Genomic DNA, 22,557 nt, shown 5'->3' on the forward strand with positions numbered 1-22,557 from the left:
GATACAATAAAATTCATTGTCTTGCTGCCGACCTTTTTCGTCCTATGCTACCAGTCATTTATTCCGACGAATTTTTAGATCACAAGACTGGAAAATACCATCCTGAAAAACCAGAACGTTTAAGTGCGATCGCAAATGCTTTAAAAGCAGCTACATTCGCAGATAAAATTACCTGGTATTCGCCTACACCAGCATCAGAACAACCATCACTGATGTCTTCGTTGGTTAAAGCACATAGCCCAGCCTACATCAAAAAACTGTGGCAAATCGCTTCTAGTGGCGGCGGCCCTTTGGATGGAGATACGCCAGTTTCCCCACGCAGTTATGATGTGGCATTGTTAGCAGTCAGTGGATGGTTGGATGGAGTTGAGGTTGTGTTAAAGTCGGCTAATCCTGCTTTTGTATTAGCGCGTCCCCCAGGACACCATGCTGAAAGTGATGCAGGGATGGGCTTTTGTCTATTTTCTAATGCCGCGATCGCCGCTTTATTTGCTCTAGAAAAACCTGGAATTAACCGCGTCGCCATCCTTGATTGGGATGTACATCATGGTAATGGTACTCAGGCGATCGTTGAAACTGAAGCACGCATCGCCTATTGTTCCCTACATCAGTACCCATGCTATCCCGGTACGGGAAGATCGACAGAACGGGGTTTTCACAATAACGTATTAAATTTACCAGTACCCCCTGGTAGTGATATTGCAATATATCAGCCACTATTTGAAAAACAGGTAGTACCGTTTTTAGCCAACTTCCAGCCAGATTTACTAATTGTCAGTGCTGGTTACGATGCCAATGCAGAAGATCCTTTGGCAAGTATTAATTTACAGCCAGAAAACTACGCTTTATTTACTGATTATTGTTTGGGGCTAACTCGTAAAATTCTGTTTGGCTTAGAAGGTGGTTACGACTTCGATACTCTTTCTCAATCAGTTGTAGCGACGATTGAACGCTGTTTACTTTAAGCTTGTCTTGTTTATCCCATTTCACGAAATACCTGATATATACACCGACGATCGCAATTACCAAGGTAATAGCCTAAATTTTCTGCAAAGATTTGGGAACACTGAATACTGACGCGGTTATAGCTGACATACAGTTATGAAAATTTCTCACAAACTGGTTGCAAGCTTTGTTGGTGTTTCCTTATTAAGGATTGTAGTTGGTGCGGTTGCGATCGCCAAGGATGGTTGTGCGATACCTGAAACAGTGCGATCGCGCATTTTTAATCCTTTTTTCACCACGACACCTATCGGCAAAGGTACTGGTATGGGCCCCATGCCCCATTCCCTTTTTTATAAACTTCATAGAATCTTCAGAAAGAAAAATTTTCAGCGGGGTTCTGAAAGAGCTAAAGTTTTGTTAAGATGCAATTGCTAGCAGTTTCTCAGCGAAATTCACCTATCGGGGTGTGGAGAAATAAAAAGCACAAGCAGCACAAATTCCCAAAGGTGAAGCAATGACCACCTATATTTTTTTCGACGAAGCTCTACAAATGCTGACCAACGCCTATTTGATCTCAGTAGTACTGTTAATGGCAGCTTCTGGTATAGGTCTGGCGGTAATTGAGACAATAGAAAAGACAGGAGAACGCTAAGTTTACGGATGGCAATGTAGTTCCTACCAAAAACCTTTGGATACGAGTGTTCGCCGTGAATAAATCCTGGGAACACTAAAGGATGAAAGTCTCAAGCGTCACAGTCTTACCTGTAAATCTACCAAACATACAGGTAACAGTAACGCTATTGGGACTCTAACCAAGGAGCTACTACAATGGGTCTATTCGACGCTGTGTTGGGTACAGATAGCCAAATCCAAGCAGCACTCAATCCAGCGGAAGCTTTTGCTGTCATTATATTGACGGCAACTGCTTCAGACGGTTATCTTTCTGTTGAGCAAGCAAATTCTATCATTTCTGTGCTGTCTCGGATGAAACTTTTTAAAAGTTATTCTAATGAAATGATGAACAGGCTGTTTGAAAAAATTTTGGGCATTCTCCAAGGCGATGACTTTAATGCTTTGTTTAATGCAGCCAAAGATTCTCTATCTCAAGAGTTGCGGGAAGCAGCCTTTGCAGTAGCTACCGATTTAGTCCTAGCTGAAGGTATTATACCTGAAGAAGAAAAAAACTTCTTAATTGATTTATATCAAGCTTTAGGGGTTTCGAGTGAGATAGCAATACAAATTGTGCAAGTAATCTTGATTAAAAATCGTGCATAGGGCGATCGAACATAACTTGTTATGCCCATTGTCCTTACTTGATTAAACTGTATAAGTAGCTTATAAATAAAGCGTGGCACGGAAGTTAAGCTTCTTTGCCACTATTTTTTGCTTTTATGATTTTGAACTTTAAATTATCAATTGCTTATGCGTTGTTCTGCCACCCTAACCCAACTGGTTGAAGTTATTTTTGCTCATTCTGTAAACTTATCTGAAGCTGCTTTAACACAAGTCACTAGCGGTATCCAAACAGATAGCCGTACCTTGAAGCCGGGTGAAGTATTTGTCGCTTTGAGAGGTGATAAGTTTGATGGACATGAATTTGTGCCAACTGCGATCGCAAAGGGGGCAATAGCTGCAATCGTAGATTTTGAATACGAAAATCCTGGTTTTCCTGTACTACAAGTAAAAGATACTCTCAAGGCATATCAAACAATTGCTCGATGGTGGCGCGATCGCTTTAATATTCCTGTGATTGGTGTAACAGGTTCGGTGGGTAAAACTACAACCAAAGAATTGCTCGCCGCAGTTTTAGGAACAAAGGGACGAGTTCACAAAACTTATGGAAATTACAACAACGAAATCGGTGTCCCGAAAACTCTTTTAGAACTTGGCGCAGAACATGATTACGCCGTGATTGAAATGGCGATGCGCGGTAGAGGACAAATTGCCGAACTGACGCAAATAGCGCGGCCAACAATTGGAGTGATTACCAATGTAGGCACAGCACATATTGAGTTACTAGGTTCCGAAGAAGCGATCGCTGAGGCAAAATGTGAGTTGTTAGTCGAAATGCCTGCTGATAGTGTGGCAATTCTCAACCACGACAATCCTTTATTAATGGCCACGGCGGCGAAATTTTGGCACGGAGAAGTTTTGACTTACGGCTTTTCTGGTGGAGATATTCAAGGGCAGTTAATTGATAACGACCAGGTGGAAGTCGCAGGAATCCAACTACCTCTACCTTTGCCTGGTCGCCATAATGCCACTAATTTCTTGGCAGCTTTAGCGGTGGCAAAGGTTTTAGGGATCGATTGGGCAACGCTCAAATCAGGTGTAATGGTGGATATGCCCACAGGGCGATCGCAGCGATTTACCTTACCCAACGATGTGGTAATCTTAGATGAAACTTATAATGCTGCACCAGAAGCTATGATTGCAGCATTGCAATTATTGGCAGATACACCCGGAAAACGGAAGATTGCCGTATTGGGTGCAATGAAAGAATTGGGAGAGCGATCGCAGCAGTTGCACCAGCGAGTGGGCGAAACAGTACGTAACTTGAATTTAGACGGTTTGTTGGTTTTGGTAGATGGACAAGATGCCGAAGCGATCGCTCTTAGTGCAGAGGGTGTTGCATCGGAGTGTTTTGCAACTCATGCCGAGTTGGTGGCTAGATTGAAGACATTTGTGCAAGCAGGCGATCGTTTATTGTTCAAAGCCGCCCATTCCGTAGGACTAGATCGGGTAGTCAGTCAGTTACGTGCAGAATTTCCCAAATGATACCACTAGAAACCAAACGTCTTATACTGCGAGACTTTGTAGAATCAGATTGGCAAGAGGTTCATCAATATGCTGCTGATGCTGAAGTTGTGCGTTACTTGACTTTTGGCCCGAATACTGAAGAAGATACCAAAAACTTTTTGCAAAAAGAGATTTCATTACAAGGCGAAAAACCCCGTCAGCATTTTGCCTTGGCAGTGACTTTAAAACCCCAAAAGCAATTAATTGGTATCTGTCGTATATCCGTTCGGGATACTGACAATCAAATAGGCTCTATTGGATACTCTTTTACTAAGGAATTTTGGGGACAAGGATATGCAACTGAAGCTGTAAAAGCAGTTGTATCATTTGGTTTTCATGAGTTAGGCTTACATCGCATCTTTGCCACTTGTCACCCAGAAAACATTGCCTCAGCAAGAGTTATGCAAAAAATCGGAATGCAGCAGGAAGGGTATTTGCGAAAACACCATTGGATTAAGGGAGAATGGCGAGACTCTTGGCTATATGCCATCCTTGAGCATGAATGGAGAGGCGACAACATAATTCGTAATTGATAATGACGCTCGCAGACTCGCTACCGCTACGCTAACGTAATTCGTAATTTAACTTCATAATTACGAATTACGAATTAGTAATTATTCGATCGAATGATGATTGATTTGCTGAAAATATCATCCATAGATGTCTGATAGACTTCAGTTGGAAAGACTAGGACTGTTGCTGTAGCGTCTTTGAAAAAGAATTGCTGCAAAATTAGTCACTAAGCAGGTGATTGCTAGCCACATCAAGATATAAGTAGGAGCCATCACCACACCAATCATGAACCAAGTATATACGTGCAGTATCATTACAGAAGCGAAAAAGCTAGCGATTCCAGCAGATTGCCACACTTGAGGCGATGGACGACGTAAGGCAACTAGGCTCATCGTTAAAATTGTGACAAGTAAGTTCGCTGGTACGAGAAATGTACAAATGCTTACGCAGTTGCCACGAGAGAACTCAGCTAAGGTGGTAAATTCGAGCATTAATTTCCTGGGATAGATGTTGGCTTTTTAAGAATTTAATTTATTTTAAAACAACGAAATTTACATTAACATAACAGTGAGTACTCACATTGCAAACATAACACAAACTAAACTTTTGAGTTGCGTTTTGATAGTACCAATAGTTAGTTAATTATAAAGATTTTGGATCGGTAGGGTGGAAAATACCCACCCTAGCCAGAATTAACCTGGTAAAATCACCGTATCGATAACGTGTACCACACCATTATCAGCTTCGATATCTGCTGCTAAAACTGTGGCATTTTTAACTTCAAAACCATCAGAAGAATGAATTTTAATGGGTGAACCTTCCACAGAATTAACCGTACCGAGTTGTGCCAAATCAGCCTCTAGCAGCTTTCCGGGAACGACATGATACTTTAAAATCCGTGTTAGCTGGGGAATATTCTGTAACAAAGTTTGGATAGTTCCCGGTGGTAACTTGGCAAAAGCATCGTCATTTGGTGCAAAGACAGTGAACGGGCCAGGACTTTTTAAAGTTTCTACTAAACCAGCAGCTTGTACAGCCGCTACCAGTGTTTTAAACGACTCAGACGTAACTGCAATATCAACAATATCAGCCATATATCTTACCTAAATCTCTGCAAAAGATTTTAAAGGATAATAAACCTATTTTAAGTTTTATTAAACAAAATAAATTTAAAATCAGGTGTTGAATAAACTACACCTAGACGCGTACCCTCGCCAGACATCACCTTATGATGTTTCTAGGAAAATTCCGTTATCTAAAGAAATGTCCGATCGCACGTATGCCATTCTGGGAACTGGAGCATTAGGTGGGTTCTATGGTGCCAGACTGCAAAAAGCTGGGTTAGATGTCCACTTTTTGCTCAAGAGTGATTACGAACAGGTAAAGAAATATGGTTTAGTGGTAGAGTCCAAAGACGGTGACTTTACCCTTCCTGAAGTCCACGCCTACAACGACGTAGAAAAGATGCCACAATGCGACGTGGTGGTGGTGGCACTGAAGACGACGCAAAACCATTTACTACCAAAGATGTTGCCACCTGTAGTTACAGATAATGGTGTGGTGTTGGTATTACAGAATGGACTTGGTGTAGAAGAGGAAGTTGCTGAAATTGTTGGTAATGTAACGGTTATCGGTGGATTGTGCTTTTTATGTTCTAATAAAGTGGGGCCAGGGCATATACACCACCTAGACTATGGGCAAATTACCTTCAGTGAATATACTCCTAATTATCAGCCTAGTGGGATAACTCAGAGGATGCAGCAAATTGCTGATGACTTTGAAAGCGCTGGTATATCAATTGAATTAGCTGAAGATTTACTACTAGCACGTTGGAAAAAGCTGGTGTGGAATATCCCCTACAATGGGCTTTCTGTGATTCTCAACGCTAGAACTGATGAATTAATGGCGTATGAGTACACCCGCGAGTTAGTTGAACAATTGATGTATGAAGTAGCGGCGGGGGCAAAAAGTTATGGGCGGATTATTAGCGATCGCTTCATTCAAACAATGCTCGATTATACTGTCAAAATGACACCTTACCGCCCCAGCATGAAAATTGACTACGACGAACATCGTCCTTTGGAGATAGAAGCAATTTTCGGCAACCCATTACGGAAAGCCCAAGTAAAGGGTGTGAATTTAATGCAGATTAGCTGTTTATACCACCAGTTGAAGTTTTTAGATGCCAGGGGAAAGTGAGGGAGATTAGGGAGATAGGGGAGCAGGGGAAGCAGGGGAAGCAGGGGAAGCAGGGGCAGAAAATAACTTTTAACTCCTAACTTCCTAACTCCTAACTCCTAACTCCTAACTCCCCCAATTTTTAACGCAGGGATTCAAAAATGACTGCTATTGTCATTAAACACAACAGGATAATTCCCAGTGGAAGCAAAAACTGTTGTAAAAGGTACAGCAGTATGGGTATGATTTGTAAGATACCCAAACCACTTGATAAAACGTAAGCGATCGCAATGCCAAATAGTACCAACAAAAAATATTTTAATGCTGTTTAGCTTTGATAAAATCACGCTATGGTAGCAGAAAAGATGCATTTTATCTTGCTGAAGATGCCTTTTATGCTATGTCATTGTCAAGTAGAGTGACTTTATGGGGAATCGGGCATAGTTTAGTAACTCTCTGCTTAACTTATAAAAATTTAGGTAATCTTAAAAAATCCTTTAAGTTCTGCCAACAAGCTATATTTCATGCCGAAGAAAACAACTTTACCCAGATTAAAGCTAAAGCTATAAGTTGTCTTGCAGAAATTTTTCGAGAGCAGAGAGAATTTACTATAGCAATTTTTCATCATTCAGAAGCAATAGAAATTCTTGATAAAATCGGCGCTAAATCAGACTTAGCCGAGGCTTATTATCAGTTGGCATTAACTTATAAAAAAATGGGTGAAATTGAGCGTAGTCAGGAAAATTTTGTGCAAGCGATGTCTGCGACGGGCTACGCCTACGCACTCTTTAACGAAATGCAAGCACCCAGACAAGTTGAAAAATTACAAACAGCAATGAAGTATTTTGAAAAATAGTAATAGTATTTGATTTTAACTGACGATTTTCCGGCTAATAGCCTCTCCAATCTCCATCAGTATCTCTTCCTCTTCGGCAGTAAATTCGTAGGGAACTGGCTTTGCAATGCCCAAAGTACCATGCAATTGACCATTCAGCATCAGCGGCACTGCCATAGAACCTTTTACCTTCGTTTCTTTTGCTGAGGGTCTAACCACTCCTGATTCGTCGGTTTGCAGGTTGCAAATCTGTACGGGTCGCTTGCGTTCGGCGGCGACACCAGCCATCCCTTTGCCAGTGGGAATTATCGTCATTTTAGGCAAAAGCAATTCTGGAATGCCTTGGTAAGCCTTTAGGTGCAATAACTGGCTGTCTTTATCTAGGGTATGGATGGTAGCTGTAGAGCAATCGAAAGCAGTCAAGATTTCGGTAAGCAGTCGGTTCCAGTCGATGGTAGACCTTTTATCAGTCAAGATAGCAAAAATGGTTTTGGTATCTGAAATCATAGTCGCAGGAAATAAAGTTTGATTGTAAACGCGAAAAATAATTAGGAAATTCATTTAGTAAAATCAATGTACCCTTTCTACATTCCGTAAAAAGTCAAGGTAATTCATGGAGCGATCGCATCTGGAGAGGTCTGTTGTCTCCATAATATAAATACAAGGCGTGCGATAATTAGAGGTTTTATGTCCCTAACGCTTGAAGACTTGGAAAAAATGCAGCAACACTATCCTGACTTTCGTATGGAATTAGTCAAGGGTAATATTATTGTTTCGAGTCCATCAGGATACGAATCAGATGAAGTCGCAGCTGCCATGATTACCGAGTTACGTAACTGGGTTAGACCGCGCAAACTGGGGCGAACAGCAGCTTCTAGCGCCGGTTTCAGGTTGCCTAATTCTGATTTGCGCGCACCGGACGCTTCATTTGTTTTAGCCGAACGCTTGCGTCGTAGTCCCAAGTCTTTTGCTCAATTGGCTCCCGATTTGACTGTAGAGGTGAAGTCCCCTAGCGATAATTTAGAGGATCTGAGAGCCAAAATTCAAGAATTTCTGAGTTTAGGAACTAAGGTAGGAATTTTGCTCAATCCAGATGAGCGGATTGTTGAAGTTTACAACTTTGGACAAGAGCCAATAATACTTCATGATGGCGATATTTTAACAGTTCCCGAACTGCTCCCAGGATGGGAAGTACCAATTGCAGATTTGTGGCCTCCAGAGTTTGACTAGGATAGTGGTAAAAACCCTACAGACTTAAATCGCTTTCAGTACAGATGGCAAAATTTTGATTAGTGGCAATAAAGATAAAATTATCAATATTTGGCAACTACCATACTGATTTAGTCTCTCATCAACATGAGGGACGGTAGAATATACCTAATTTTCGTAGCTTCAAAAGCCAAACTATGACGATGCATTCCACACTCCAACGTGCATTTACTAACCGCCGCGTTCTCAAAGTGATTAGCGGCTTGAATAACTTCGACGCCACTAGCGTCGCTGCAACAGTCAAAGCTGCTGAATTAGGCGGTGCTACTTTTGTCGATATTGCCGCCGATGTAGCCTTAGTCCAACTAGCTAAAAGTTTGACAATTTTACCGATTTGTGTGTCAGCAGTAGAGCCAGATAAATTTGTACAAGCAGTGGCAGCTGGTGCTGATTTAATTGAAATCGGGAATTTCGATTCCTTTTATGCTCAAGGACGCCGTTTTGAAGCTCCAGAAGTGCTAGCACTGACTAAGCAAACTCGCGCTCTTCTCCCGGAAATCACCCTATCTGTCACCGTTCCCCACATCTTGGAACTAGATCGACAAGTACAGCTAGCAGAAGAACTGGTGAAAGCTGGAGCAGACATTATCCAAACCGAAGGCGGTACTAGCAGTAACCCAGTTCACCCCGGAACTCTAGGATTAATTGAAAAAGCTGCTCCCACCTTGGCAGCAGCTTTTGAGATTTCCCGTGTAGTGTCAGTGCCCGTATTGTGTGCTTCCGGCATTTCTAACGTTACCGCACCATTAGCGATCGCGGCTGGTGCTGCTGGTGTTGGTGTTGGTTCCGCCATCAACCAACTCAATAGCGAAGTTGCAATGATTGCCGCTGTGCGTGGACTAGTAGAAGCCTTAGCAACTGCAAATGCAGTAATTAAGTGAGTTAAGAGTTAGGAGTTAAGAGTTAAGAGTTATGAGTTATGAGTTGAAGGAACTTATTCATTCCTAACTTCTAATTTCAAACTCCTAACTTCTAACTCCTAACTCCTAACTTCTAACTCATAACTTCTTTCAACGCATAAATCACCTGGTCTTGCTGCTGTTGTGTCAGTTCTGGGAACATAGGCAAGGATATAACCTCATGACAAGCTTGCTCTGCTATTGGTAAGTCCCCAATTTCATAGCCCAGACTTTGATAAACTGGCTGCAAATGTAAAGGGTGGGGGTAGTAAATCATTGAACTCACGCCCTGTTCTTGCAATTGACTACGCACCCAATCTCGATATTTAGCGCTAGAACCATTGCGCCCTTCGCCGGATATACGAATAGTGTATTGATTCCATACCCCAATACCCCCAGGTAATTCTTGGGGCGGGACAATCCCCGGAAGTTGACTGAGGAACTGATAGTAATAGTTGGCGATATCTCGGCGGCGATCGTTCCAAATATCCAAATAACGTAGCTTAATCTGCAAAATGGCTGCTTGGAGAGCATCTAATCGGCTATTTACACCGATTTCTTCGTGTAAATATCGAATTTTACTACCATGATCTCGTAGTATTCGCAGTTTAGTGGCGATCGCTGGATCGTTAGTCGTTATTGCTCCACCATCGCCGCAACCACCAAGATTTTTGGTAGGATAGAAACTAAAGCAACCAATATGTCCAATACTTCCGACTTTTTCACCGACCCAAATCGCGCCTGTAGACTGAGCGCAATCTTCAATTATTGACAAATTGTAAGATTGAGCGATCGCCATCAATGATGTCATATCCACAGGTTGTCCAAAGAGGTGAACCGGGATTATCGCTTTAGTTTTAGATGTAATCGCCGCCGCGACTTGCTCCACATCCAAATTAAACGTAGTCGCGTCAATGTCAACGAAAACAGGCTTTGCACCGACGGCGCTAATTACTTCAGATGTTGCAATAAAGGTAAAAGGCGTTGTAATCACTTCATCGCCTGCACCAATGTCCAAGACTCGTAACGCTAAGTAGAGCGCATCAGTACCAGAATTACAAGCCACACATTCAGTAACAGTATTATAAGCGGCAAATTGTTGTTCAAAGCCTTCGACTAAGGGGCCGCCAATATAGCGGCCAGAAGCTAAAACTTCTAAGACGGCTGCACTTACTTCTGCTTCGATGGTGGTGTATTGCTGCTTGATATCAAAGGCTGGGATGGGATTTACACTTTGGATCATGAGTTCTCATTTTATCGGGAGATACAAAGGATGCACTTCGACAGTCAATTTTTGCTGATTGAATTGTTAATCAAAGAGGAGCTACGAAAAGACTATCGCCCAAGATACGCATCTATTAGGGTTTTTACTTAAATTGTGGTGCGGGAAACCACTGCACATTTAATTTACAGATAGTAGGCATACTAGGTGTTTGCCATGTTAAAGTCGTACCATTTGGAATTTTGAATTGATGAAAGTGATATATATCAACCAAGATCCAACACATCGGATCAAAGTTCCTCTTGTGTAGACTGCTTGGAGAAGAAAACATTAGGAAATAGAGAACCCATGCAGGATCTGATCAAGCTGGATTTCGTGGATTTAGCTATAGCTGTGGGATTGATGGCGATCGCCATTGGTTTATCTGCCTGGGAAAAATTAGGATTAGAGTTGAACTTAGCCCTTGCTACTGGGAGAACCATCTTACAACTTCTTGTATTGGGATACATTTTAGATTTCATCTTGGCTTTAGACAATGCTTGGGCAGTTTTGGCGCTATTAGCAATAATGCTGACAATTACGGCGATTGTCGCACGAAATCGCATTACTCCAAAAATTCCTCATTTATTGCCTTTGGTGTGGGGTGCAATTTTAATTAGTACCGCCGTGACAGTGTTTTACATCAACTTCTTAATCGTTCAACCAGAGAGATGGTACGAACCACAGTATATAATTCCCCTAGCAGGGATAGTCTTAGGTAATGCTACCAATGCAGCGGCGATCGCAGGCGATCGCCTTGTCAGCACCATTAATTCCAGCCATCTCGAAATAGAAACCCATTTAAGCTTAGGTGCAACTCCAGAGCAAGCAGTTAGCCAGTATCGCAAAGACGCCATCAAAGCCGGATTGATTCCTACTCTCAATCAAATGATACTCATAGGTATGGTCGCAATACCAGGAATTACCACCGGACAGTTATTAGCTGGTGTCAAACCTCTAGATGCTGTCTCCTACGAAATTTTGATTATGTTCATGGTTGCTTTTGCTAACTTGTTGACAACAGTTTTAGTCACGAAGGGGTTGTGTCGGCAATTTTTTAATTCTGCCGCGCAGTTGGTGAGATGATGAGTGCTGAGTCAAGAGTGCTGAGTGCTGAGTCAAGAATCAAGAGTGAAGAGTTAAGAGTGAAGAGTGCTGAGTCAAGAATCAAGAGTAAGGAATTAATCTACTCCAAAATAAGTATTTCATTTCCTTGTAGGGGCGCACAGCCAGCTATGCGCCCCTACATAGTCTCTACATAATTGAAATATGAAAATATTTTGGAAACGCATCTATCCTATGAGGTATTTTATACAAAATATAAATAAATATTTATATGGTTATTTAAAAATCATGTGATTTCAGTATTCAAACCTGACGCTGTAAAGCTGAGAACTCAACGTATTGCCGTCTATCGGAGGTAACAGAACCAAAAGAGGAATGTCATCATTAGGAGATGTCCCTTTAGGTAGGGATGTCAAGTAGGTGAAATATTTATTAATATTGTTAATAGATAGTAAATGTAAATTCAGCGTCAGGAATCCGAAAAAATTCCTAATGGCAGGTATTTAGCATCAATCACCAGATTGTTCAGCAACGGAACAGAAGATTATGAAAGATCAAAAACGATCGGACTCTAAAGAATTCGTCGGAAATCTCAAGAATGGGATTTGGCTATTTGGCCTGTCATCTTGGGTATTTGGCATTACCGATCGCAGTATTGCTTCATTTGCAGATGGCTATCTATCTGCTTTGGATTTGACGCAACTATTTACGGCAGCTACATTCTTTGTGGCATGGCTATTTTTGAAACCGACATCTAGAGTTTAAGTTAACCAACTGATTAGTATCCAGTCACAGGCGCTAGTCCGATCGAGATTTAGAAAGTTATCTATTTGATGTCATAAGGGGTGTGCGACAGAATGCATAAATTCTTTTGCATCGATCGCAATCAAGGTAATTCGTAAAATCTCCGAGTTACCCTGCTTTCGAGTGATTACGGGAGAGAATCAGGATCGATACCAAGTTCGCGTAACCTCTGTGCCAACATTTGGGCACGTTCTTCTGGCGTTAGTAAACGTCGTTCTTGCTCGTTATACCAGTACAGCCACTCTCGCGTGATACCGTGATATATTCCTCGTTCTATGCCAATTCCCAAACCTACTTCTGGTAGCCAAACAGGATTTCCTGACAGCAATTGATACTCGTTATTGACTAATTTATAGACCTCTAAGTGTTGCTTGCGGCGGCGAGTAGGATTATAAACAACATAGTACAAGACTTTGAGCTTTGCGTACTCGTTTTTTTTGGTAGTGTATTCCCCGCGATAAGTTTGAGATACTACTTCCAGTACCAATATAGGAACTTTTTCTTCTTCCCAAATTGCATAACTTAGACGGAGGTTTTCATCAAAAAATCGCTCGACTCCCAGGCTTAAAAATGCATCTGGCACTATCGCTGGTAGATTGGGGTCATAGTAAACAGCCATATCAGCCCCGAAAAACCAGTCCATTCGATCTGCCCATGCCATTGCCAGTACGGCTTTAAGTAAACTAGGAATTAAGTCTTGTAGTTCATTATCCACAGGGGTATCGTCAGAGTCGGGCAGTTCCTCAGAGGAAGGCAAGCAAGCTAATGGATTGTACTCTAACATGATGGGTTCGGGGATTTTTTCACAATCCAGACTTCTTAAATTGTAGCTAGATTGTATCTTTTCCCTTGTGAAGTCAAAGTTATAGCTCTTTTGATTTTGGTGTATCTAAAAAATTTTTTCTAATTTTCCGGAACTGATTATGCTCGCGTGGTAGTCTTTATCATCAGATGAGCGATTTATACTGAAACTCTATAACGAACCTCCGGGGAATATAACCCCATTACGGTAAAAGCCCGATCGTGAAGACCGGGCTTTTGCCATTAACTCCTAACTCTTGTAAAGACGCGATGAATCGCGTCTCTACTCCTAACTATTCATTAAATTAGGCAAACGCAGCAGTTGTCACATCGTTATTCGACAGAATTTCTTGCAACTCTTCAGCGTCTACTGTTTCTTTATCAACCAGCATTTGCGCTAGCTGATCTAGAATGTGGCGATTGCCCACTAACACTTCTTTCGCGCGTGTATAGGCTACATCTACAAGTTTGCGGACTTCTTCATCAATGGCGGCGGCAGTTTCTTCAGAAAAATCGCGCTCTGACATAATATCGCGTCCGAGGAACATGTTACCTTGTTGACGACCAAGAGCAACAGGGCCTAAGCGATCGCTCATCCCAAATCGGGTAATCATCTGACGCGCAACCCGTGCTACTTGCTGCAAGTCATTAGAAGCACCAGTGGTAACTTCTTCTTCACCAAAGATTAATTCTTCAGCAAGCCGACCACCCAAAGCCACAGCCATCTGATTTTCCAGATAAGCGCGGCTGTATAAACCAGTGTCCATCCGGTCTTCACTAGGAGTAAACCAAGTTAAACCACCTGCACGACCGCGAGGGATGATGCTAATTTTTTGTACTGGGTCATAATCTGGCATCAAAGCACCAACTAAAGCGTGACCAGCTTCGTGATATGCCACCAAGGTTTTGCGCTTTTCGCTCATTACCCGGTCTTTCTTCTCTGGCCCAGCTAATACACGGTCGATCGCGTCGTTGATTTCATCCATCGAAATTTCAGTCAAATTCCGGCGGGCTGCCAAAATTGCGGCTTCATTCAACAGGTTGGATAAATCTGCGCCAGTAAATCCAGGGGTACGACGAGCGATTTTATCCAAGTCCACATCTTTCGCCAAGGTCTTGCCACGGGCGTGTACCTTGAGGATTTCGCTGCGTCCGGCGTAGTCGGGACGGTCTACCACAACTTGACGGTCAAAGCGACCAGGACGCAACAGGGCTGCATCTAGAACATCAGGACGGTTGGTAGCGGCAATAATGATGATGCCAGTGTTACCTTCAAAACCATCCATTTCTGTAAGCAACTGGTTGAGGGTTTGTTCCCGCTCATCGTTACCACCACCTAAACCTGCACCCCGTTGACGACCTACGGCGTCAATTTCATCGATGAAGACGATACAAGGAGCATTGGTCTTAGCTTGTTCAAATAAATCGCGGACGCGGGATGCACCCACACCAACGAACATTTCCACAAATTCTGAACCGGAGATTGAGAAGAAGGGTACACCTGCTTCACCAGCTACGGCACGAGCTAGGAGGGTTTTACCTGTACCAGGAGGCCCAACTAACAACACACCTTTAGGAATTTTTGCACCAACGGCGGTAAAGCGATCGGCGTTTTTCAAAAAGTCTACGACTTCGTTTAATTCCAACTTGGCTTGGTCAATACCAGCAACATCGCCAAATGTCACCTGAGTTTGTGGTTCCATTTGCACTCTGGCTTTGGATTTGCCAAAGTTCATCGCTTGGCTGCCTGGGCCACTTTGAGCGCGACGTAGTAAGAAGAATAAGCCAACCAAAAGCAATACAGGGAAAAATAAGCTGCTCAGTGCCTTAAACCAAAATCCTTCGTCGGTTTGGGGCAAAACAGAAATATCAACGCCTTTAGAAGTCAGAGTATTAATCAAGTCTGGATCGTTGACTAAGGTCACAATCCGTTTATTTCCGTCATATTTGGCTGTAACCAATGCTGTAGAGCGGTCTGCACTCAAACTGACTTTTTCTACTCTGCCTTGCTGAACTTCTTGAATAAAGCGACTGTATCGCCATGTTTCTCTGCTTTGGGGTTGTTTGTCAAAAAATGCTGTTCCCAGCGCAATTACGACAATAAACAGCAGCGCGTACAGCCCTGCATTTCTCCATCTTTTATTCACTAAGGTCTATCCTCCGGTACTTTTTGCGCGTTAGCTTTCAGCGGGTGCTTTGCGCCATCGCCTAGCGTCTGCGATCGCAAATGTGATTATTAAGAATTATGTTAACTTATCTTAAGATATAACAAATTTGGCGTGGTTGTCATGCTAAAAAAAGCTCCCTTATTAGCTGAAAACTATCATGGTAGGGATTACATTGTAGCGACCCTGAAGGCAGATGAACTGTATGAATGGGAATAATTTCTACCACACTATTAGTGTAAGCGATCGCTTCAAATCTCTGGACTAGCTCGACGCTCCAAGTTTCTTCTCGCACTGGCTGCTGGTGGTTTTGCAACCAGTTTACAAGTTGCGATCGCCCAATTCCCGGCAAAATTCCGGCTGTCAACGGTGGCGTGTACCAACTGCGATCGCACCATCCCCAAAGGTTCCCTGTACTGGTTTCTAGCCAATTTCCTTGAGCATCGACTAATATTGCTTCTTGAGCATCTGAGCTAGTTTTTGCCAACCAAGCACTCAAATAATTTCCAGTTTTATGAGAGGGGAGAGAGCGAGAAAATTCAGGACTCGCAACTGCACATGAGATACCAATTTTTTGTTTTTCTGTCAAATTTTGTGGTAATAATCTACCAGTTATCCATTCTCGTCCATCGGGAAACAGGGTGATTCTGAGAACGGGAAAGTGTGGAAGAAGAATTTGAGCGCCTTGACGCAGACGGTTCCAATCGGGTTGCTGCCAGCCAAAAGTTTGTAGTGAGAAGAGTAAGCGATCGCAATGTGGTTGCCAATTAGTTAAATTACTATCTAGGGAGTTCTGATAAACCCGCAGTGTTGTAAAAACAGTTGCCCCATAAAGTAAACCCGGATCGTTAATGTTTAATTCTAGGGTTTGAGAGTGAATTAATTTGCCGTCATACCAAAAAATATTTGTCACAACCAAAGTGCTTGTTGCTACAACTCCATTGAAAAGTGATGACTTGTAATGCTCATACGCTGCATGAGATAAAACCTGTGGGCTGCAAATCGCTGAACACCAGAATCTAGACTCAGGTGTTTACACTCATGATTTCTGGCATATTCAATTAGCCACTGAAATAATTGTTGACCATAGCTGTGCGATCGCTTCAACTCATCAACAACTAAATCGTCAATGTATAAAAATTTTCCCAATGCTAAACAATTAGAAATACGAAATCCAGCGATCGCTACAGCTTGCTTTTCTACCTCCAAGAATGCAAGTTGATATCCTTCTTTCATTTGATATCGAACTTTTTCTACAAAATTATCCTGCTCAAGGTGCGGGCGCAACTGAGAAATAACAGGAAAACACCCTAATATTTGAAAGTCAGATTCTGCCAATTTTATTGACATCAGTATTACCCTTCTTAATCATGTATGATAAACTTGAAACTAATTGAGTGAATATAATCCTAGATTACACTTACAATAATTTAATCTTTAGGTGGAAATATAATTTTATTCGTGCCTTCAGGAGTTGTAACTATTTTTCCTCCCAAAGCTTCGATTTCTCTAATTGCGCGCTTCTGAGTTCTTTCATCAGCATGATTATTTAAAACCATTGACCATGTAGAAATTTGAGCATATTTACTATTAGGATTTCGACTCAGAAATTCCGCAGTCCTTTGGGAAGTATTAGCTATAAGTTGACTCTCTGGATCTGAAAATTTACTTGCCCAGTTTGCCGCCGTTGCAAAAGACTGTCGCGCAGCTTTAGCGTTGCCTAAAAATAATAACTCATCAACTCCTTTATAACGCCATATATAATAAGACTTTTTGGGAACTGAGGGAGATATTGATTTTAAGCCTTTCTCTGATATTGCGATCGCCCGTTCTGGCATACCAGCATATAATGAAGTACTGATCGAAAGACTGTGATAGGCTGCTAAAAATCGCGGGTCACGTTCTAGAATAACTTCAAAATATTCTGGACTTAAACTGTAACCTGTTTTATCCCGAATTTCATCATCTCCAAAATATTGGAGGAAATTGAGATATACCAAATCTGCAACAAAGTTATCATAACCAAAACTAGGTGTTTTTTTGAGAAAATTTAGACGGATATTTTCAGCTTTTATTTCTTTTTTTAAACTTTCTAAAGAGGCAGATTGTTTTCTATTTATTAGTTTTTGCAATTGGGGGAATTGAATCAAGCCAACTCCTAAAATACACATAGAAATTACACAAGGTGTAGCAAAAGCTTGACGAGATAACAACATATTTTCCTTGGCTTTGCGATCGCAGTCATATCATTGTATACACAGTGGTATAGCAAAAGTCAGGACTACTTGTGTGTCTAAGCTTTGCTAGGTAAGATAAAAAAGTTGACTTAAATAAACTAATTTTATTATTTAGTGCCTGTTAATACTTCAATTTTATCTTTGGTCTGACATATATTTAATTCACTTTTGTATAAAATTATATCTAATTTATACTGATTTGAAGGAAACGTCCAAAAGCTAATTAAATAATTATTTCAGAATCACGCTACATAGGACAATGGGGAAACCCTACGGTAGTGCTGGATTCACTGCAACGCAGTTATTCCAAAATCTAAAATGGTATTATTCTTTTTCTAAGATAAATTTTGCTCTAGGAAATCATAATTTTTTTTAGTAAAAATTTCTAAAATATTAAGTTGTTTTGACTTTAATTACTTTTTTGTAGTAAAAGCCTGAAAACTTTTGACATCACCTATAGTTGTATCTTGTTTATATTTAAATCTGTCTGTAACCTCTAAAACATCATGGTGAATAATACTCTTAATGAAAACACAGAAACTAATGGTCAAGCCATAGAAAATTCGGAAAACAATAGTCAATATAGCAAACCAAGTAGTGAATTTAAAATCAAAGTTAAGAAGCTGAATAGTAATAAAGAAGGATTCAATATTGATGAAATTATTGATGCTATTCAAACAGCAATAGTTGAAGTTATCGAGTTAGAAATTACCACTTGGGTTCCAGAATCATCTACTCAGTTAGAACAACTAAAAGAGCAGCAAATTGCTCAACCAGGTAATCGAATGCGCACTATAATCAATCTAATTGATGGTGATATAACTAATGAAGTTGGTAGTCAATTTGTTGGGAGCGGGCCATATACAGAACTTCGCGAATTTCATCTAACTCAAATCAAAGAAAGTCGGGAAATTATGCAAAAAAATATAGAAAGTTTGCATAAGCTATATGGATTTTTTATAGAAATTATGAAATCTCGTAAAACTTCACAACAATCGCTATCTCGTCCATAGTAATTATTAATATTAATTAATAGTTAGTAAACCTAAAATACCTACAGAATAGGAATTTATCCAAACCTGTAGGTTAATTTGCTTTAAATAAATCAAGAAAATTATGACTATGCCTAACAAAATTCAAGAACAAGCCAAAGATTTGCTAGAGAAAGTAGTCTCATCTGTACATGAATTAGTTGATGATATTACAGCTTTAGAAATAAATACAATGGTTGTGGATCAAATTACTGGTGCAAAGTTTAATGCTTGGCAAGCGTATGAAGAGATTTATTCAATAAATGACAAAGACTACTTTGATGTCAAAGGAATTCCAAATCCAGACGATTTACCAGAACCACAAAAAACTCAAGCTCAAGAATTACGCAAGCGTTATACAAGTCTATTTTCGCAACTTGAAAGAGAATATTTTTACATTCTCCTAGAAAAAAGTAATGAGAGTAGTGAGCCAGATTCCAGAATAATCCAATATCAAGAGCGTCTTAAATATCAGGTGGAACATAAAGCGAATATTCTTCCAACTGACGAGGTATACATAAAGTTAGCTCGACCAATATTGCCTGCTCCCACTCCTGTTGCAGATCGAGAAGAAAATAATCTAAAAAGTTTGCAGCAAAGATGGAAAGAGATTGAAGAACTTTTAAATAATGATAAATTTATTCGTACTTTGCGGAAAATGTCTGAACTAAAAGCGGCACTTAATAGTGGCAATATTACCACCGTAGATATTGATGTTATTTATGCTCAAACTGTTATGCAATTAGATGGAGATATTATTAGTCGTTATCATAAAAAGCTATTTCAATTACCTGAAGTAGATAGAGATTTAATTCTAAAAATACATAATGAAGGGGTAGTTGCTGGAGAGAAACAGTGGCGTGGAACACTAGATTTTCTGATTGGTATTGTACAAAATATCGCAAAATTATCCCGACAATGAACGCCGAACAAACACACACAGATAACGAAGTTGATGTTCAACTCTCTTTCTTTGTACAAATACCTCAAGGCACTCCTATTGAACTAGAAATTAAGGTTGAACCAGGACAGTATACTTTTTATCTAAATAAAACCGTTTTAAAACAAATTGAAGAAGCACGAGAAATAGGCTGCTCTTTATACATTCCACCAAAATTACTAGCTTATCTTTGGTACTACAATTGTTTTAGCGATAAAATTTGCTTTAGTACTAACACTACGTTATACACTCAATTAGTAGTTAATAAAAAAAATTTTAAAATATTTGACAATACTTTTATCGTAAATTTTATCAAATTATTCTGGAGTAAAGCATTACAAAATAAATCGAAATTACAGTATGGACTTACTTTTAATTCTTATTATAGAGAAGATACATCAGCTTTATATTTTTGGAAAGAACAAGATATTATTTTACAAAGCAATATCTTATTTTATGGCGACATAATTCACAAAATTAGGAGTGATGTTATCCAAAATCCTCAGTGTTTAAATATTGTTTCTGTTCATTATTGGCTTATTGAACAAATACTAAGCTGTCTTCGGAGTAAATTAAATCTGCTAGTTTGGGAGATAGCTTCTCTCTTTCCTGCTGGTTTTCTAGTTTACAATCTTCATCCAGCAAATTGGATGCTAGTAATATTTGCTTGGTTAGGGTTAACTATATTATTTGCTACTACTCGCTATATAGTTGTTAATCAACTTCAAAGTCGTACTTCCATAAACTCTAAATTTATAAATAGCTTGATATGGACGCTGATTTGTTTCATTCCTAGTGTTGTTGCTACTACTAGCTTTAGTAACATTACTGGCTTATTATTACCGCTTTTTTCACTGATCGCCCCAAAACTTGTAAAGTACATTTTAAGCTTTACATGGGGGCGAGTTGTTAAATTAATTATGCGTCCCTTATTAAGAAATTTCAATTAAATAAAATCCTTTTAACTCTCTTTTTTTCACTATCGCTAGAGTAAAATCCAAAATTCTTACTCAGAATTGAGCTTTGAATATTCTCTCCCGAAAGTGATTAATCAGAATTCAGAATTCTGAATTCTGAATCGGCTACGCCCCGGTGCGCTAAAAGAATTAGAATAATCTCTCTGTCTAGCTTTAAGACCTAAATACTGTACAACACTTTCCTTGAAATCTGCTGCAATTTAGCTAACTTCTAAAAGGGGTTGGCTTTTTGATGATTTTTACTTTGTTAATATTTGCCAACAATGTCCGGCGATCGCCCAATCTTCTTGAGTATGTATGACTAATACTCTCACTGTTGAGTCAGGTGTGGCAATATCTTTATCGACTGGCTGCTGTTGATTTTTCTCAAGGTCTATTTTCAATCCGATAAATCCAAAGGCTTCACAGGCGGCTTGGCGAATTTCCGCAGAGTGTTCACCTACACCTGCTGTGAATACTAAAGCATCTAATCCCCCCAAACTAGCAAGCATTGCGCCGATACCAGAACGCAAGCGATGTACGTAGATATCCCACGCCAGTTGAGCGCGGGAATTACCTTGAGCCATCGCTTCTCTGACTTCACGCATATCGCTAGATACACCCGAAATTCCTTTTAACCCAGAAGCTTTATTTAGTAACTCATCCAACTTTTCAATAGAGTAATTGCAGTGTCGCAACAGATAAATCAAAATCCCCGGATCGACTGAACCAGAACGGCTACCCATCATTAATCCGTCTAAGGGCGTGAATCCCATAGTAGTATCAATACTGCGACCGTTTTTAATCGCCGCTAAAGAGCATCCATTCCCCAGATGGCAGATAATTAATCGCTTAGGTGCAACATCTCGACCGAGAATTTGGACAGCACGTTGAGAACAGTATTGGTGACTAATACCATGAAACCCATAGCGGCGAATACCTTGCTCTACCCACTGATACGGGCCTGGATAAATTGCTGCTGCATCGGGTAAAGTGGCGTGAAATCCGGTATCAAACACTGCTACTTGAGTGACATCTTTTAGGATGTGTTCAATTGCTTCTATGCCTTCCAAAGCAACTGGATTATGTTCGGGAGCAAGATTAGACAGATCGGCGATCGCTTTTTTGACATCTTCGGTAATTACTACACTATCTCGATAATCTTCTCCACCGTGTACGATCCGATGCCCTACCACATCGATTTCTGACAAGCGATCGATTACCTTGGTGGCATCACGATCGAGTGTATTGAGCATATAGGTGAGGTGCGCCTGTGGGGAATCACCAGAGATTGATTTTTGTAGCGTTCCACCCGTAGCAGTTTTCACCTCAATTTCTGCCACACCCCGATCTTGAGTCCAGTTGATTTTTCCTTCCCAAAGGGGTTGGGGTGCTTGGGTGGGCAGAGTTTCACCTGCAATTTCGTACAAACAACTCTTTTGGCTGCTCGATCCGGCATTTAGCACCAATATTTTCATAGTGACAACACAAAAAGACGATCTCTTTTGATCGTGTCACTAATTCTAGCTTCATGCTTAGTACAGTCTTGCGTAAAAGCGTAGCCTTAACAATATGTAAGTTCGACAGACCTCTCCCAGACAGCCTCCCTCTCCTAAAAGGCGAACGCGTTGCGTCTCCTGGTAGGAGAGGGAGGAGTAATGAGTAAGGAGGGTTTTTACTCCCCTCTCCTGGTAGGAGAGGGGCTGGGGGAGAGGTCAAAATAGCACTCGTCGAACTCATGTTAACAATACAAGCCGATGCATTAACAAGGCGGCCGTTGCATTAACAATACAAGCTGACGTATTAACAAGGCCGCGGCCGCATTCACAATACAAGCCGATGTATTAACAAGGCAGATC

Annotated in this window: 25 protein-coding genes; 14 read left to right on the top strand and 11 right to left on the bottom strand. The window is 40.7% G+C overall.

Going from position 1 to position 22,557, the window contains the following annotated elements; all coding sequences use genetic code 11:
* The first annotated feature begins 44 nt into the window (after positions 1-44).
* On the top strand, positions 45-965 hold the full coding sequence (locus RMZ95_RS19010; protein ID WP_322684309.1) for a histone deacetylase: 921 nt from the start codon (positions 45-47) through the stop codon (positions 963-965).
* Positions 966-1,112: 147 nt separating this feature from the next.
* On the opposite strand, the gene RMZ95_RS19015 is transcribed toward RMZ95_RS19010, so the two are convergent.
* Positions 1,113-1,280, bottom strand: coding sequence for a hypothetical protein (locus RMZ95_RS19015; protein WP_322684308.1), 168 nt, complete (start codon positions 1,278-1,280; stop codon positions 1,113-1,115).
* Positions 1,281-1,459: 179 nt separating this feature from the next.
* On the opposite strand from RMZ95_RS19015, the gene RMZ95_RS19020 reads away from it, so the two are divergent.
* The 4 genes from RMZ95_RS19020 (at position 1,460) to RMZ95_RS19035 (ending at position 4,277) form a co-directional block, all read left to right on the top strand.
* Positions 1,460-1,597, top strand: a complete 138-nt coding sequence (locus tag RMZ95_RS19020) for a hypothetical protein (protein WP_180277588.1) — start codon at positions 1,460-1,462, stop codon at positions 1,595-1,597.
* A gap of 176 nt (positions 1,598-1,773) precedes the next feature.
* Positions 1,774-2,220: a tellurite resistance TerB family protein gene (locus tag RMZ95_RS19025; protein ID WP_322684307.1), complete on the top strand. Its 447-nt coding sequence runs from the start codon at positions 1,774-1,776 to the stop codon at positions 2,218-2,220.
* Positions 2,221-2,367: 147 nt separating this feature from the next.
* The gene (gene murF / locus RMZ95_RS19030; protein WP_322684306.1) at positions 2,368-3,723 is read left to right on the top strand and encodes a UDP-N-acetylmuramoyl-tripeptide--D-alanyl-D-alanine ligase; all 1,356 of its coding nucleotides are present in this window, start codon (positions 2,368-2,370) and stop codon (positions 3,721-3,723) included.
* Entirely contained in the window at positions 3,720-4,277 is a 558-nt protein-coding gene (locus tag RMZ95_RS19035; RefSeq protein ID WP_322684305.1) for a GNAT family N-acetyltransferase, read from the top strand. The genes murF and RMZ95_RS19035 overlap by 4 nt, the downstream gene beginning before the upstream one ends.
* A gap of 141 nt (positions 4,278-4,418) precedes the next feature.
* Here RMZ95_RS19035 and RMZ95_RS19040 read toward each other — a convergent pair whose 3' ends face one another.
* Positions 4,419-4,748, bottom strand: coding sequence for a hypothetical protein (locus tag RMZ95_RS19040; RefSeq protein WP_322684304.1), 330 nt, complete (start codon positions 4,746-4,748; stop codon positions 4,419-4,421).
* 201 nt (positions 4,749-4,949) lie between these two features.
* Positions 4,950-5,351: a fasciclin domain-containing protein gene (locus RMZ95_RS19045; protein ID WP_322674704.1), complete on the bottom strand. Its 402-nt coding sequence runs from the start codon at positions 5,349-5,351 to the stop codon at positions 4,950-4,952.
* A 169-nt stretch (positions 5,352-5,520) separates the two neighbouring features.
* Between RMZ95_RS19045 and RMZ95_RS19050 the strand changes: the two genes are divergently transcribed.
* Positions 5,521-6,456 carry a putative 2-dehydropantoate 2-reductase gene (locus RMZ95_RS19050; RefSeq protein WP_322684303.1) on the top strand — a complete coding sequence of 312 codons (936 nt, stop codon included), beginning with the start codon at positions 5,521-5,523 and terminating at the stop codon, positions 6,454-6,456.
* 313 nt (positions 6,457-6,769) lie between these two features.
* Positions 6,770-7,291, top strand: coding sequence for a hypothetical protein (locus tag RMZ95_RS19055; RefSeq protein WP_322684302.1), 522 nt, complete (start codon positions 6,770-6,772; stop codon positions 7,289-7,291).
* 15 nt (positions 7,292-7,306) lie between these two features.
* Here the strand turns inward: RMZ95_RS19055 and RMZ95_RS19060 are convergent, their stop codons facing one another.
* Positions 7,307-7,831, bottom strand: a complete 525-nt coding sequence (locus tag RMZ95_RS19060) for a GAF domain-containing protein (RefSeq protein ID WP_322684301.1) — start codon at positions 7,829-7,831, stop codon at positions 7,307-7,309.
* Between the two features lie 126 nt (positions 7,832-7,957).
* Between RMZ95_RS19060 and RMZ95_RS19065 the strand changes: the two genes are divergently transcribed.
* Complete coding sequence (locus RMZ95_RS19065; protein WP_322684300.1) at positions 7,958-8,500, top strand: Uma2 family endonuclease; 543 nt, start codon at positions 7,958-7,960, stop codon at positions 8,498-8,500.
* A 176-nt stretch (positions 8,501-8,676) separates the two neighbouring features.
* Positions 8,677-9,420, top strand: a complete 744-nt coding sequence (locus RMZ95_RS19070) for a DUF561 domain-containing protein (RefSeq protein WP_322674700.1) — start codon at positions 8,677-8,679, stop codon at positions 9,418-9,420.
* 112 nt (positions 9,421-9,532) lie between these two features.
* On the opposite strand, the gene RMZ95_RS19075 is transcribed toward RMZ95_RS19070, so the two are convergent.
* Positions 9,533-10,681 carry a DegT/DnrJ/EryC1/StrS family aminotransferase gene (locus RMZ95_RS19075; protein WP_322684299.1) on the bottom strand — a complete coding sequence of 383 codons (1,149 nt, stop codon included), beginning with the start codon at positions 10,679-10,681 and terminating at the stop codon, positions 9,533-9,535.
* A gap of 327 nt (positions 10,682-11,008) precedes the next feature.
* Between RMZ95_RS19075 and RMZ95_RS19080 the strand changes: the two genes are divergently transcribed.
* Together RMZ95_RS19080 and RMZ95_RS19085 are read left to right on the top strand one after the other, a co-directional pair.
* Entirely contained in the window at positions 11,009-11,785 is a 777-nt protein-coding gene (locus tag RMZ95_RS19080; protein WP_322684298.1) for an ABC transporter permease, read from the top strand.
* Positions 11,786-12,310: 525 nt separating this feature from the next.
* Complete coding sequence (locus RMZ95_RS19085; RefSeq protein ID WP_094350008.1) at positions 12,311-12,529, top strand: hypothetical protein; 219 nt, start codon at positions 12,311-12,313, stop codon at positions 12,527-12,529.
* A 166-nt stretch (positions 12,530-12,695) separates the two neighbouring features.
* Here RMZ95_RS19085 and RMZ95_RS19090 read toward each other — a convergent pair whose 3' ends face one another.
* The 5 genes from RMZ95_RS19090 to RMZ95_RS19110 all read right to left on the bottom strand — a co-directional run bounded on the left by RMZ95_RS19090 (position 12,696) and on the right by RMZ95_RS19110 (position 17,750).
* Entirely contained in the window at positions 12,696-13,352 is a 657-nt protein-coding gene (locus RMZ95_RS19090) for a Uma2 family endonuclease (protein WP_322684297.1), read from the bottom strand.
* A 322-nt stretch (positions 13,353-13,674) separates the two neighbouring features.
* Complete coding sequence (gene ftsH3 / locus RMZ95_RS19095; RefSeq protein WP_322674696.1) at positions 13,675-15,516, bottom strand: ATP-dependent zinc metalloprotease FtsH3; 1,842 nt, start codon at positions 15,514-15,516, stop codon at positions 13,675-13,677.
* A gap of 139 nt (positions 15,517-15,655) precedes the next feature.
* Entirely contained in the window at positions 15,656-16,438 is a 783-nt protein-coding gene (locus RMZ95_RS19100) for an aminotransferase class IV (protein ID WP_322684323.1), read from the bottom strand.
* A gap of 26 nt (positions 16,439-16,464) precedes the next feature.
* On the bottom strand, positions 16,465-16,884 hold the full coding sequence (locus tag RMZ95_RS19105) for a GNAT family N-acetyltransferase (RefSeq protein WP_322684296.1): 420 nt from the start codon (positions 16,882-16,884) through the stop codon (positions 16,465-16,467).
* A gap of 80 nt (positions 16,885-16,964) precedes the next feature.
* Entirely contained in the window at positions 16,965-17,750 is a 786-nt protein-coding gene (locus tag RMZ95_RS19110) for a hypothetical protein (protein ID WP_322684295.1), read from the bottom strand.
* A gap of 527 nt (positions 17,751-18,277) precedes the next feature.
* On the opposite strand from RMZ95_RS19110, the gene RMZ95_RS19115 reads away from it, so the two are divergent.
* From RMZ95_RS19115 to RMZ95_RS19125, 3 genes are all read left to right on the top strand, one after another.
* Positions 18,278-18,784 carry a hypothetical protein gene (locus RMZ95_RS19115; protein ID WP_322684294.1) on the top strand — a complete coding sequence of 169 codons (507 nt, stop codon included), beginning with the start codon at positions 18,278-18,280 and terminating at the stop codon, positions 18,782-18,784.
* 109 nt (positions 18,785-18,893) lie between these two features.
* Entirely contained in the window at positions 18,894-19,724 is an 831-nt protein-coding gene (locus RMZ95_RS19120; protein ID WP_322684293.1) for a hypothetical protein, read from the top strand.
* On the top strand, positions 19,721-20,692 hold the full coding sequence (locus tag RMZ95_RS19125) for a hypothetical protein (protein ID WP_322684292.1): 972 nt from the start codon (positions 19,721-19,723) through the stop codon (positions 20,690-20,692). The genes RMZ95_RS19120 and RMZ95_RS19125 overlap by 4 nt, the downstream gene beginning before the upstream one ends.
* Before the next feature lie 266 nt (positions 20,693-20,958).
* Here the strand turns inward: RMZ95_RS19125 and RMZ95_RS19130 are convergent, their stop codons facing one another.
* Positions 20,959-22,176 (bottom strand): acetate kinase, encoded by a 1,218-nt coding sequence (locus tag RMZ95_RS19130; protein ID WP_322684291.1) that lies wholly within the window; start codon positions 22,174-22,176, stop codon positions 20,959-20,961.
* Between the last annotated feature and the right edge of the window lie 381 nt (positions 22,177-22,557).

It is taken from the genome of Nostoc sp. DedQUE07 (assembly GCF_034530975.2).
Taxonomy (GTDB): Bacteria; Cyanobacteriota; Cyanobacteriia; order Cyanobacteriales; family Nostocaceae; genus Nostoc.